This is a genomic window from Nonomuraea zeae, assembly GCF_005889725.1.
Taxonomy (GTDB): domain Bacteria; phylum Actinomycetota; class Actinomycetes; order Streptosporangiales; family Streptosporangiaceae; genus Nonomuraea; species Nonomuraea zeae.
The window spans coordinates 1-11,660 of the sequence record NZ_VCKX01000350.1 but is presented as its reverse complement, the minus strand read 5'-3'; the positions used below and the strand labels follow the sequence as shown (position 1 = coordinate 11,660).

Here is an 11,660-nt window from a genome sequence, read left to right as displayed (position 1 = left end):
ACCCCCTCCCGCCCGCCATCCGCGACTACGTCCAGCAACCCGACGACGAGGAGCCCACCTCATGACCGACCCGGTAGCCGAGGCCGCCCGAACCGTGGCCCACCGCCTCGCCCCGCACCACGGCCCGTCCCTGATCACCGACGTGGAAGTGGCCCTGCACGAGCACGAGACCCAGGAGCGCAAGCCCGACCAGTACCTCGACCCCGTCTCCCTGGCCTCCCTGATCGTCAGCGCCGCCGCCCTCGGCTGGACCGTCTACCAGGACCTGCGTAAACGCACGACCAAGCCGCCCGCCGGCATGATCGTCCGCACGGTCCGCGCCGAGCTCCGCCACGGCCGCGTCCTGACGCCCGAGGAGGACGAGATCCTCTCCATCACCGTCCAGGAGACGATCACCGCCGTCGGCGAGGACGAGGACTGACCTCACCCGCACATGCACCGCACGAACTCCGCCACCAGCGCCCGCACGGCCCGCCGCCGGTCCTCGCGCCGCCAGACGACGGCCAGGCGGCTCGGCGGCAGGCCCGCGACCGGCAGGCAGACCACGTCCTCCCGCCGGTACAGCTCGGCGTTCCCCGCCGACACCAGCACCACCGCCCGCCCCGACGCGACCAGCTCGAACGCCTCCTCGGCCGTCTCCGCCTCGGCCCCCACCACGGCCGGGGCCGTCCGCTGGTCGTTGGCCAGCCAGAAGTCCCGCATGGGCCCGGCGGAGACCGGCAGCGCCACGAACGGCTCCGCGGCCAGGTCGGCCAGCCCGACCTCGGCCCGGGAGGCCAGCCGGTGCCCGGCGGGCAGCGCCACCCACCGCTCCTCCGTGCTCACCACCGTCCAGGAATAGCCGCCCCCGGGCACCGGCAGCCAGGCGACGGCGACGTCCACGTGCCCGTCGCCCAGCCCCACGCTCGGGTCGCTCCACGGCACCTGGCGGAAGCGCAGGTCCCATCCGGGCAGCGCCCCGGCCATGGAGGGCACGAGGCCACGCCCGATCCGCGTCTGGAACCCGACGACCAGGATGCGGTCCTCGCGCGCCGCGGCCACCGCCCGCTGGGCTCCCTCCCACTGCTCGATGATCCGCCGGGCCTGCGGCAGCAGCGCCGCCCCCGCCGCGGTCAGGGCCACCGTGCGCCGGTCGCGCTCGAACAGCTTGGCCCGCATGGACAGCTCCAGCTGCCTGATCTGCCTGCTCAGCGAGGGCTGCGAGATGAACAGCCGCTCGGCGGCGGCCCGGGTGAAACTCAGCTCCTCCGCCACCGCCACGAAATAGCGCAGATCCCGGATATGGGCATCCATAGCAGAAAGCTATAACAGGCGGTCTTGGACGAGGGCCGGGGCCGGACCGCACGATGGAGCTCCAACGACTGAGGAGCAAGGCGATGACCGACTTGGCAGGCAAGACCGCGCTGGTCACAGGGGCTTCACGCGGCATCGGGCGGGCCATCGCCGTCCGCCTGGCCGCCGACGGCGCCCGCGTGATCGTCCACTACGCCAGGAACGACGAGCTGGCCGAGGAGACGGTGGCGGAGATCGAGCGCGGGGGTGGCCGGGCGTACGCGGTGCGGGCGGCGTTCGAGGACGGTGTGGACGAGCTGTTCGCGGGGATCGGGGACGAGCGCCTGGACATCGTGGTGAACAACGCCGCCATCCTGGGCGGGGTGCTGGGCACGGTGAGCGAGGAGCAGTTCGACCGGGTCTTCGCGGTGAACGTGCGCGCGCCGTACTTCGTCATCGAGCGAGCCCTGCCGCTCATGAACGACGGCGGCCGGATCATCAACATCTCCTCGGCCGTCGTCCGGATCGCGCTCCCCGATCTCGTCTACTCGATGACCAAGGGCGCGCTCGACACCCTCGGCTTCAGCCTGGCGCCCATACTCGGCCCCCGGAACATCACCGTGAACACCGTCTCCCCGGGCGTCACGGAGACCGACATGAACGCCTGGCTCCGCGAGGACCACGACGGCAGCGCGGAGCGCGGTGTCACCGAGGTCACCGCGCTGGGCCGGATCGGCCGGCCCGACGACATCGCCGCCGTGGTGGCCCTGCTGACCAGGGCGGACTCTCACTGGATCACCGGCCAGGTGCTCGACGCGTCCGGGGGATACTTCCTCGGCCCGCGCGGCGGCGTGGTGCCGGTCTAGCGTTACGATCGCGGGATGGCCAGGCTCCGCAGAACGCCCCCGCACCAGCTCTCACCGGAGGCCCGCGCCCTCTACGAGAAGATCACGTCCGGCCCGCGCGGCAGGTTCATGGTCGATCCGGAGGGCGGGCTGACCGGCCCGTTCAACGCCATGCTGCTCAGCCCGCCGGTCGGCGACCCGCTGCAGGAGCTCGGGGCGGCCATCCGCTACCGCTCCTCGCTGACCGACCGGTCGCGCGAGCTGGCGATCCTGGTGGTCGCCGGCCACCAGGACAGCGCGTTCGAGCAGGCCGCGCACGAGCCGATCGCGCGCGACCTGGGCGTCACGGAGGAGCAGCTTTAGGCCCTGCGCGACGGTTTGCCCCCGGCGCTCGCCGACCCCCTGGAGGCCGCGGTGGTCGCCGTGGCGCGCGCCCTGGTGACCAAGGGGGATCTGGACGACGAGGAATACGCGGTGCTGGGGGAGCGGGCCCTGTTCGAGCTGACCACGCTGGTCGGCTACTACACGACGCTGGCGCTCCAGCTGCGCGTCTACCGGGTCTGACGGCACCGGCTCAGCGGGTGGCGCCGCTCGGGTCGTGCAGCCAGGCCGCCAGCGCCCGCTGCGCGGCGGCGGCCTCCGACGGGAGGTGCAGCGCCCTGACCAGCATCCACAACGTCCCCTGCAGCCCGCGCGCCGCCAGGAACGTCCGCAGCTCCGGATCGCCGGGATCGGCCCCATAGGCGCGTACGGCCGCCCGCCCGTCCAGCCGGGTCGTCCGCAGCAGGCAGGCCAGATCCCAGCCCACGGGCGCGGCCATGCTCTCCTCGAAGTCGTTCCACAGCAGCCCGGCAGGGGTGGCGAGCAGGTTGCCCGGATGTGCGTCACCGTGGACGGCCCGCACGTCACCGCGAGGAGCCGGGCCGAGCCGCGCGACCAGGTCCGCGTGCGCGTCCCTGAGCCGGGCCAGCGCGCCGGGCGCCACCTCGCCGTCGAGCAGCTCCAGCAGCCGCACGGGCTCGTCGAGCACCGGCCCGAGATAGGGCAGCTCCCCGGGGAACTCCCGCAGGCTCGCGTGCAGCTCGGCGAGCGCCTTGCCGGCCGCGTCCGGCGTCACCTCGTACGCCGGGTCGTGCGCGACGTGCGTCCAGAACGACACCGCCACCCCGTCGCGCACGTGCGGCCCGGCAGGCAGCAGCGCGCTCGGCGGCACCACGGGCGCGCCGAGGCCGTGCAGGAACGACACGACCTCCAGCTCCCGCCGCAACGCCTGCTCGGGCCGCGGCCGGCCGAGCGCGGTGATGGTGGGCACCCGCGCCACGATCGGCGCGGGCCGCAGATGGATCAGCAGGTTGAAGGAGTCGTTGAGCACGACGGGCTCCCGCACCGCGATGCCGTGCTCCCGAGCCACCGAGACGGCCACGCTCACCGCCTGGCTGGAGGTCAAGCCGACTCCCGGATCACGAGCTCCGTCGGCATGATCACCGGATCGGTCGGGCCGCCCTCGAACAGGTTGAGCAGCAGCCCCACCATGGCCGCCGCCTGCTCGGCCACCGGATGCCTGAGCGTCGTGAGCGGCGGCTCGGTGTATTTCGCCGCCTCGATGTCGTCGAAGCCCACCACGGCCACGTCGTCGGGGACGCGGCGACCGGCCTGGCGCAGCGACTGCAGGGCACCGACCGCCATCAGGTCGTTGGCCACGAAGACCGCGTCCAGCCCCGGGTCGTCGCCGAGGAGCTGGCGCATCGCCACCGCGCCCGACTCCCGCGTGAAGTCGCCGACCGCGACGATCGAGCGGCGGTCGGAGTCGCGCAGCACGTTGCGGTAGCCGGCCAGCCGGTCCTGGCCGGCGATCATGTCCTGCGGGCCGGCGATGGTGGCGATCCGGCGCCGGCCCGTCTCCACCAGGTGCCTGACCCCGGCCTCCGCGCCGCCCACGTTGTCGTTGTCGACGAACGGGATGTTCACCGGCACGGCGGGCCGCCCGTACGAGACCACGGGGACGCGCAGGCGCGACAGCGCGGCCGGCAGCGGGTCGGCGCCGTGCATGGAGATGAGCATGACGCCGTCCACGTGGCCGCCCGCGATGTAACGCTCCACCCGCGCGTGGCTCTTCGCGGAGGACGCGAGCATCAGGACGACCTGTTTGTTCACCGCCTCCAGCTCCATGGACGCCGATCTGATCGCCGTGGAGAACATCGGGTCCTCGGAGAACACCCGGGTGCCGGGCTCGCTGACGACCAGGGCGACGGAGTCGGTGCGCTGGGTGACCAGGCTGCGCGCCGCCGAGTTGGGCACGTAGCCCAGCTCGTCGATCGCGCGCTGCACGGCATCGCGGATGTGTGGCGCCACCGTCGTCTGGCCGTTGACGACCCGGGAGGCGGTGGCGCGCGAGACCCCCGCGCGGGCGGCGACCGCTTCGAGGGTCGGGCGTCTCATGACTGCACCAAGAGGGAGAGCACGGAAAAAATCTACAGGCCGTTCCTGCCGATCACGCCCCGGTACCACAGCGCGCTGTCCTTGGGCACTCTGGTTTGTGTCCCGTAGTCCACATGGACGATGCCGAACCGCCGCCGGTAGCCCTCCGCCCACTCGAAGTTGTCGAGCAGCGACCAGACGAGATATCCGCGCAGGTCGGCGCCCGCTTCGATGGCCCGCCACACCTCGCGCAGGTGCCCGTCCAGGTAGGCGACCCGCTGCGCGTCGTGCACCCGGCCGTGCTCCAGCACGTCGTCGAAGGCCGCGCCGTTCTCCGTGACCATGAGGCCGACCTGCGGATAGTCCTGGGAGAGCCGGACGAGCAGCCTGGACAGGCCGTCGGGCACGATCGGCCAGCCCATCGCGGTCGTCGGCGCGTCCGCCGTGGCGAACTTGACGTCCTCGGACCCCGGCCACGCGGCGTCGGCCGGCAGTCCCGGGCCGGCCTCGACCACGCACGGGTTGTAGTAGTTGACGCCGACCAGGTCGATCGGCGCGTTGATCAGGGCGAGGTCGCCGTCCTGGATGTGGCCGGTGCCGCCGTTGCGCTCCGCCGCCTCGATGACCTCCTCGGGGTACGTGCCGTACACCGCCGGGTCGAGGAACTGCCTGGTCAGCAGCGCGTGGATGCGGTGGACGACGGCCGCGTCCGCCTCGTCCGGCACCGCCGACGGGTCGTTGACCTGGGCGGGGGTGAGCACCGGCGCCGAGTTGACGACCAGCATGATGCGCTGCGCGCCGCCCTCGCGCAGGCGCCGCGCGGCCAGCCCGTGGCCGAGCAGCAGGTGGTGCGCGGAGCGCATGGCGTAGGCCGGGTCGCGGCGGCCCGGCGCGTGCACGCCGTTGCCGTAGCCGAGGAACGCCGACACCCACGGCTCGTTCAGCGTCGCCCAGTCGCTGACGCGGTCTCCGAGGCGCTCGTGCACGGCCTGCGCGTAGTCGGCGAACCGGTAGGCCGTGTCGCGATTCGCCCAGCCGCCCCGGTCTTCGAGCCCTTGGGGAAGGTCCCAGTGATAAAGCGTGACATAGGGCGAAATTTCGGCTGCAAGCAACTCATCCACGAGCTTGTCGTAGAACGCCAGCCCGCGCGGGTTGATCGACCCTTCACCGTCGGGCTGGATGCGCGGCCAGGCGATCGAGAACCGGTAGGCCGCCAGCCCCAGCTCGCGCATCAGCCCGATGTCGTCCTTGTAGCGGTGGTAGTGGTCGCAGGCCACGTCTCCGGTGTCGCCGTCCGCCACGTTCCCGGGGGTGTGGGAGAAGGTGTCCCAGATCGACTGGCCCCGCCCGTCCTCCTTGACCGCCCCCTCGATCTGGTAGGAGGCCGTCGCGGCACCCCAGACGAAGTCCTCGGGAAAGATCATCCCTTAACAGCTCCTTGCATGATTCCACCGATGATTTGCTTGCCGAACAGGGCGAAGACGGCCACGAGCGGCAGGGTTCCGATCGCGGTTCCGGCCAGGCCCAGCACGTAGTCGTTGACGTACCCGCTGGCGAGCGTCGACAGGGCCACCTGGACCGTCGGATTGTCCGGGTTCAGCACGACCAGCGGCCAGAAGTAGTCGTTCCAGGCCGACATGAACGTCAGCATGCCCAGCACCGACGCCGCGGGCCGCGCGGTGGGCAGCACCACGTGCCAGAACAGCCCCCACGTCGTGCACCCGTCCACCCGCCCCGCCTCCAGCAGCTCGCTCGGCAGGGCGCGCGACAGGTACTGGGTCATGAAGAACACGCCGAACGCGTTGACCAGCGCGGGCACGATCAGCGCGTAGTTGGTGCCGGTCCACTCCAGCTTCACCATGAGCATGTAGAGCGGGATGATGCCGAGCTGCGCGGGGACCATCATGGTCGCGACGGTGATCACCAGCATGGCGTTCCTGCCCCGGAACCGCAGCTTGGCGAAGGCGAAGCCGGCCAGGGTCGAGAAGAACATCACGGCGATGGAGATCGAGCCGGCCACGATGACCGAGTTGACCAGCGCCAGCCCGAAGGGGACGGTGTCGAAGACCCTGGAGACGTTGGCGAAGAAGTTCCCGCCGGGCAGCAGCGGCGGCGGCACCTCCGCCAGCGCCGAGTTGTGCCTGGAGGCCACCACGACGCTGTAGTAGAGCGGGAAGGCCGAGAAGAAGGCCACCGCGGTCAGGGTCAGATAACGCAGCCTCACAGCAGCCCGCCCTTCACCCTGCGGCTGATCAGGAAGTTGATCCCGGCGACGATCACCACGGCCACGAACATCAGCCAGGAGGCGGCCGAGGCGTAGCCGAAGTCGAACGTGGAGTTGGCGAAGCCCTGCTCGTAGACGAACAGCGCCAGGGTCTGGAACTGCCGGTCGGGCCCGCCGGTCGCGACGCCGCCGCCGCCCCCGCTGCTCTGCCCGAACAGCATGGGCTCGGCGATGATCTGCATGGCGCCGATCGTGGAGACGATGACCACGAAGATGATCGTCGGCCGGATCATCGGGATCGTGATCTTGCGTAGCTGGGTGAAGTTGCTCGCGCCGTCGATCGTGGCGGCCTCGTACAGCTCGCGTGGCACGGCCTGCATGGCGGCCAGGAAGATCAGCGCGTTGTAGCCGGTCCAGCGCCACATGATCATGACCGACAGGGCGATGTGCGAGGTCGCGGTGCCCGCGGCCCAGTCGATGTTGCCGACGCCGAGCCACGAGAGGATCCAGTTGATCATCCCGAAGTCCCGGCCGAAGAGCTGGCTGAAGATCACCACCACCGCCACCACGCTGGTGACGTTCGGCAGCAGCAGTGCCACCCTGAACAGCGTCTGGAACCGCAGCCGCCGGTTGAGCAGGTGCGCCAGCCAGATGGCCAGGGCGAGCTGCGGCACGGTCGAGATGAGGCCGATGGACAGGGTGTTGAACGTCGCGTTCCAGAAATATCCGTCGGACAGCAGCGTGGTGAAGTTGTCCAGCCCGATGAACATCTGGGTCTCCGACAACAGCGTCCACTCGTGCAGGCTCACCCAGGCCGTGTAGGCCAGCGGGAACAGCCCGAAGGCGCAGAACAGCAGGAAGAACGGCGCCACGTAGGCGTACGGCGACACCCTCACGTCGAGGGTGTGCCGCACGCTGCGCCTACGCCGTCGCGTGACCGCGATGGGAAGGGTGCTCATTTGATCTTCTTGACGTCCTCGAGCACCTGGGTCCACGCCTCGTCCGGGGTCTGCTTGCCCTGCTCGACCCGGCCGAGCCCGTTGCCGATGACCGTGCGCACGTCAGCCTCCTTGGGGCCGAGGTGCTGCGGCTTGAGCGCCTTCGCGGCGTCGGAGTAGATCTTGCCGATGGGGGCGTCGCCGAAGAACGGCTTGGTGAAGTTCTGGATCGACGGGTCGTCGTAGAGCGCCGGGATCGACGGGAACGTGCCCTCCTCCTTGAACACCTTGGCCTGGTTGTCCTTGGAGGTGAGGAAGTCGATCAGCTCGGCCGCCTCCTTGGGGTGCTTGCTCTGCTTGGGCACCATCAGGTGCGAGCCGCCGCTGTTGCCCGAGCCGCCGGGCACGGTCGCGATGTCCCACTTGCCGGTCGCGTCCTTGGCCTGCTCCTGGATGAAGCCGGTCATCCAGGCCGGGCAGATGATCGTGGCGAACGAGCCCTTGGCGAAGCCGGTGTTCCACGGCGGCGAGAAGGCGGCCAGCTTGGCGGTCAGGCCCTCGGCGGTGAGCTGGTTCGACAGGTCCCAGGCCTTCTTCACCTCGGGGTTCGTGTCCACGATGATCTTGTCGGAGGCGTCGTACAGGCCGATCGGCGCCTGGTTGACCATGGCGCGGAAGATCTCGCCGGGGCTGTCCACGAACTTGGCGCCGGCCACGTTCGCCGTGGCGAACTTCTTGCCGGTCGCGATGTACTGGTCCCAGGTCGGCCAGAGCGCGGCCACCTCGGCCCGGTCGGTCGGCAGCCCGGCCTTCTTGAACAGGTCCTTGCGGTAGCACATGGCCAGGCCGCCCACGTCGGTGCCGAGGCCGAGCACCTGGGAGCCGTCCTTGCTCAGGCCCTGCTGCCACTTCCAGTCGAGGTAGTCGGCCTGCCGCTTGTCCAGGCCGTACTGCTTGAGGTCCGTGAACTTGCCGGGCTGGGCGGTGAACGTGCTGATGTACCCGACCTCGACGGCCTCGATGTCCCCCGCGCCGGCGTTCGTGGCCAGCCGCTTGACCAGGTTGCTGTGGTGGTCGTTGAACTGGGTGACGTTCTCGACGATCTCGATGTTGGGGTGGGTCTTCTTGTATTCCTCGTAGAGGGGCTTGAAGCCGAAGTCGCCGAAGAGGCCGACGGTCAGCTTGATCTTCTCTCCTGGCTTGGCGCTCGCCTCTGTGGCCGTGTTGCCACCGCCACCTCCACCGCCGCACGCCGTCGCCAGCGCGAGTAGGGACGCGGTGAGCAGGGGCAGGCCGAGCCGCCGGATGCGAGGGGTCATGGAAACCCTCCTGGGGGGAGCTAGGGGGATGTGAGAGAGCGCTCTCTCGACAGATTCTCGGGGCTCACACCGCTCTGTCAACGGGTGTTAAATAACGATCGACGTTATCCGAGAGAGCGTGTTCAGGAAGGGGAAGTTGTTACGCGCTGAGGGCGCGGCCGGCCATCCTGGCGTACATGCGGCCCGGACTGGGGTCCTGGGCGAGGAAGCCGGGCAGCATGGGCAGCTCGACGGCGAACGGGTCGAGCCGCTCGTACAGCTCGTTGGCGTCGGCGGGCCGGGCGTCCGGCTTCTTCTCCAGCAGCTGGGCCAGCAGCCGGCTCAGCTCGCCGGGCAGGCCGGGGATGGCCGGCGGGCGCTCCTTGACCTGCTTCTCGAAGACCACGTAGTCGGTGGGGCCGGTGAAGAGCTGGCGGCCGGTCAGCATCTCGTGCAGGACGCAGCCGAGCGAGTACAGGTCGCTGCGCGACTCGGCGACGCCGTGCTGGATCTGCTCGGGCGCCATGTACGCCGGCGTGCCCAGGATCTGCCCGATCCTGGTGAACGTGGTGACCTCCGCGTCACGCAGCATGGCCAGCCCGAAGTCGAGCACCTTCATGCTGCCGTCGGGGCAGAGCATGAGGTTCGTCGGCTTGAGGTCGCGATGGCAGATCGACAGGGCGTGGGCCGCCGACAGCACGGCGCACGCCTGGGCCGCGATCGCCGCCGCCCACGGCACGGGCAGCGGCCCGTGCTCGCTGACCACGTCGGCCACCGTGACGCCCTCGATGAACTGCATCACCTGGTACAGGCGCTGCTCGTAGGTGCCGAAGTCGTAGAGCACGGGGGCGCCGGGATGCTCCAGCCTGGCCAGGATGCGGGCCTCGCGGATGAACCGGCGCTCCAGCTCCTGGTCGGGCCCGCTGGGCAGCTTGAGCAGCTTGACCGCGACCCGGCGGTCCAGGTGACGGTCGTGGCCCGCGTAGACCGCGCCCATGCCGCCTTGCCCCAGGGGAAGGTCGTCGAGCTCATAGCGGTCGCCGATGACCATTCGCCCCTCCACGCAGCCTTTCCGGAAAAACTACACCGTCAGGACTGCGGGTGCAGGTGGCCGTCAGCCAGGCCGTCGAGGCCCAGCCTGATCAGCGCCTGCCCCAGCGTCGAGGTCTCGCGGATGGCGTCTTCGAGCACGGCGAGCTGCCTGAATGCCTCGCCGTAGGACTTCTGCTCCTTGAGCGACAGCCTGGGCAGGCGGGTGCGGCGCACGTCGAACCTGCTGGAGCCGGTGGTCACCCGGCCGCCCGCGGCCCGCAGGAAGCCGGCCAGGAAATCGGGGTCGAGCCGGCGGGCGTCCACCCGGTAGAGGGTCAGGTGCGGGCCCAGCACCGCGCCGCCGTCGGCCATCACGCGCACGCTGGAGTAGGAGGCCACCACGTCGCCCGGCCGGATCGCGACCAGGCCCTGCTGCACGGTGGTGAAGCCGGAGGGCGGCGTGCCGTTGAGCACGTCGTCGGAGGTGAGCACGGGCACGTCGCCGGCGTCGGCCGCCATCTTGGGCGGGGCCTGCGAGGTGGCCACCAGGCCCTCCTTGATCAGGTCGCCGAGCGTGGTGGCGGGCTGGTCGAGCGGCTGCTCCAGAACCTTGAGGTCGGGCGGCACCGCGGCGGCGGCCAGGAACCGGTCGCGGGCCTCGGCGAAGGCCCGGCCCACGTCGTCGCGGCGCTGGTGGCGGGCCGGGGTCATGTCGACCTCGTCGGCCAGCAGGTCGATGATGCGTACGGTCTGGTCGGAACGGTCCTCCAGGTACGCCTGCCAGGCCGGCTCGACCGACGGCAGGTCCGCCGTGGCGTCGATGATCAGCACGTCCGACGGCGGGCGCTCGCCGGGCGACGGGCGGCGCAGCAGCCACAGGTCCGAGCCCGGCAGCGCCACGACGGCCCGCAGGGCGCCGGCGCGCAGCAGGTTGGCCCTGATACGGCGGCCCGCCTTGCGGCTGGCCGCGGCGGGCGGCATGAGGATGGCGACCAGGCCGCGCGGCTTGACGTGGGTGAGGCAGTGCTGCACCCAGGCCAGCTCGGGCTCGCCGCGCGGCGGCAGGCCGTACTCCCAGCGCGGGTCGCCGGTCAGCTCCTCGTAGCCCCAGGCGCGCTCGTTGAACGGCGGGTCGCACACCACGGCGTCGGCCTTCTCGCCGGGGAAGCCGTCGTTGCGCATGGAGTCGCCGGCCACGACCTCGGCCGTGAGGCCGCGCAGGCGCAGCCGGGAGGCGGTGATGGCGGCCGAGGTCTCGCTGAGGTCCTGCCCCAGCATCCGCGCCGCCTGGCGGGCCGGCTGGGCGCCTGCGTGGGCGGGTGGCTGGGCACCCGTCTGCGGGCCCGTCCGGGTGGCCGGCCCGGCGGGCGCCAGGAGCAGCGTGCCGACCCCGCAGGCCGGGTCGAGCACGGTCGCGCCGCCGGCGCTCACCAGCCGGACCATCAGCTCGGCCACGTCGTCGCGGGTGACGGAGAGCTGCCGGGAGTGGGCCTCGAGATAGCGCTCACACAGGAACTCGTACGCGGTCAGCGGGTCGTGCTGCTCGGCCAGCTCGATGACGAGCGCGGCCAGCTCGGGATCCAGCGCGGCCGCCCCCGCGACGCTTGTCTCTTATACCCCCCCGACGCTGCCG

13 protein-coding genes are annotated in these 11,660 nt (G+C 71.0%); 4 read left to right on the top strand and 9 right to left on the bottom strand.

What is annotated here, in order from left to right; genetic code table 11:
• Positions 1 to 61: 61 nt before the first annotated feature.
• A complete protein-coding gene (locus tag ETD85_RS53975) occupies positions 62 to 421 on the top strand; it encodes a hypothetical protein (protein ID WP_138697634.1) in 360 nt (119 codons plus the stop codon).
• A gap of 2 nt (positions 422 to 423) precedes the next feature.
• Here the strand turns inward: ETD85_RS53975 and ETD85_RS53970 are convergent, their stop codons facing one another.
• A complete protein-coding gene (locus ETD85_RS53970) occupies positions 424 to 1,293 on the bottom strand; it encodes a LysR family transcriptional regulator (RefSeq protein ID WP_138697633.1) in 870 nt (289 codons plus the stop codon).
• Between the two features lie 83 nt (positions 1,294 to 1,376).
• Between ETD85_RS53970 and ETD85_RS53965 the strand changes: the two genes are divergently transcribed.
• The 3 genes from ETD85_RS53965 to ETD85_RS65205 are packed head-to-tail and all read left to right on the top strand — an operon-like array spanning position 1,377 to position 2,681.
• Positions 1,377 to 2,138 (top strand): SDR family NAD(P)-dependent oxidoreductase, encoded by a 762-nt coding sequence (locus ETD85_RS53965; protein ID WP_138697632.1) that lies wholly within the window; start codon positions 1,377 to 1,379, stop codon positions 2,136 to 2,138.
• 15 nt (positions 2,139 to 2,153) lie between these two features.
• A complete protein-coding gene (locus ETD85_RS65210; RefSeq protein ID WP_206059468.1) occupies positions 2,154 to 2,480 on the top strand; it encodes a carboxymuconolactone decarboxylase family protein in 327 nt (108 codons plus the stop codon).
• 15 nt (positions 2,481 to 2,495) lie between these two features.
• Positions 2,496 to 2,681: a hypothetical protein gene (locus ETD85_RS65205; RefSeq protein WP_206059467.1), complete on the top strand. Its 186-nt coding sequence runs from the start codon at positions 2,496 to 2,498 to the stop codon at positions 2,679 to 2,681.
• Between the two features lie 10 nt (positions 2,682 to 2,691).
• On the opposite strand, the gene ETD85_RS53955 is transcribed toward ETD85_RS65205, so the two are convergent.
• The 8 genes from ETD85_RS53955 to ETD85_RS53920 all read right to left on the bottom strand — a co-directional run bounded on the left by ETD85_RS53955 (position 2,692) and on the right by ETD85_RS53920 (position 11,539).
• Positions 2,692 to 3,564, bottom strand: a complete 873-nt coding sequence (locus ETD85_RS53955; RefSeq protein WP_138697631.1) for a phosphotransferase family protein — start codon at positions 3,562 to 3,564, stop codon at positions 2,692 to 2,694.
• Entirely contained in the window at positions 3,561 to 4,556 is a 996-nt protein-coding gene (locus tag ETD85_RS53950) for a LacI family DNA-binding transcriptional regulator (protein WP_138697630.1), read from the bottom strand. The genes ETD85_RS53955 and ETD85_RS53950 overlap by 4 nt, the downstream gene beginning before the upstream one ends.
• A 32-nt stretch (positions 4,557 to 4,588) precedes the next feature.
• A complete protein-coding gene (locus ETD85_RS53945; protein ID WP_138697629.1) occupies positions 4,589 to 5,959 on the bottom strand; it encodes a GH1 family beta-glucosidase in 1,371 nt (456 codons plus the stop codon).
• Positions 5,956 to 6,759 (bottom strand): carbohydrate ABC transporter permease, encoded by an 804-nt coding sequence (locus tag ETD85_RS53940; RefSeq protein WP_206059466.1) that lies wholly within the window; start codon positions 6,757 to 6,759, stop codon positions 5,956 to 5,958. The genes ETD85_RS53945 and ETD85_RS53940 overlap by 4 nt, the downstream gene beginning before the upstream one ends.
• Entirely contained in the window at positions 6,756 to 7,718 is a 963-nt protein-coding gene (locus ETD85_RS53935) for a carbohydrate ABC transporter permease (RefSeq protein WP_138697628.1), read from the bottom strand. The genes ETD85_RS53940 and ETD85_RS53935 overlap by 4 nt, the downstream gene beginning before the upstream one ends.
• The gene (locus tag ETD85_RS53930; RefSeq protein WP_138697627.1) at positions 7,715 to 9,016 is read right to left on the bottom strand and encodes an ABC transporter substrate-binding protein; all 1,302 of its coding nucleotides are present in this window, start codon (positions 9,014 to 9,016) and stop codon (positions 7,715 to 7,717) included. The genes ETD85_RS53935 and ETD85_RS53930 overlap by 4 nt, the downstream gene beginning before the upstream one ends.
• 139 nt (positions 9,017 to 9,155) lie before the next feature.
• Entirely contained in the window at positions 9,156 to 10,046 is an 891-nt protein-coding gene (locus ETD85_RS53925; protein ID WP_138697626.1) for a serine/threonine-protein kinase, read from the bottom strand.
• 38 nt (positions 10,047 to 10,084) lie between these two features.
• Positions 10,085 to 11,539 (bottom strand): HsdM family class I SAM-dependent methyltransferase, encoded by a 1,455-nt coding sequence (locus ETD85_RS53920; RefSeq protein WP_240780022.1) that lies wholly within the window; start codon positions 11,537 to 11,539, stop codon positions 10,085 to 10,087.
• Between the last annotated feature and the right edge of the window lie 121 nt (positions 11,540 to 11,660).

Excerpts from the sequence above, each read along its gene's own strand:
- ETD85_RS53975 (WP_138697634.1), top strand. The coding sequence starts at position 62 with ATGACCGACCCGGTAGCCGAGGCCGCCCGAACCGTGGCCCACCGCCTC.
- ETD85_RS53970 (WP_138697633.1), bottom strand. The coding sequence starts at position 1,293 with ATGGATGCCCATATCCGGGATCTGCGCTATTTCGTGGCGGTGGCGGAG.
- ETD85_RS53965 (WP_138697632.1), top strand. The coding sequence starts at position 1,377 with ATGACCGACTTGGCAGGCAAGACCGCGCTGGTCACAGGGGCTTCACGC.
- ETD85_RS65210 (WP_206059468.1), top strand. The coding sequence starts at position 2,154 with ATGGCCAGGCTCCGCAGAACGCCCCCGCACCAGCTCTCACCGGAGGCC.
- ETD85_RS53950 (WP_138697630.1), bottom strand. The coding sequence starts at position 4,556 with ATGAGACGCCCGACCCTCGAAGCGGTCGCCGCCCGCGCGGGGGTCTCG.
- ETD85_RS53945 (WP_138697629.1), bottom strand. The coding sequence starts at position 5,959 with ATGATCTTTCCCGAGGACTTCGTCTGGGGTGCCGCGACGGCCTCCTAC.
- ETD85_RS53935 (WP_138697628.1), bottom strand. The coding sequence starts at position 7,718 with ATGAGCACCCTTCCCATCGCGGTCACGCGACGGCGTAGGCGCAGCGTG.
- ETD85_RS53930 (WP_138697627.1), bottom strand. The coding sequence starts at position 9,016 with ATGACCCCTCGCATCCGGCGGCTCGGCCTGCCCCTGCTCACCGCGTCC.
- ETD85_RS53925 (WP_138697626.1), bottom strand. The coding sequence starts at position 10,046 with ATGGTCATCGGCGACCGCTATGAGCTCGACGACCTTCCCCTGGGGCAA.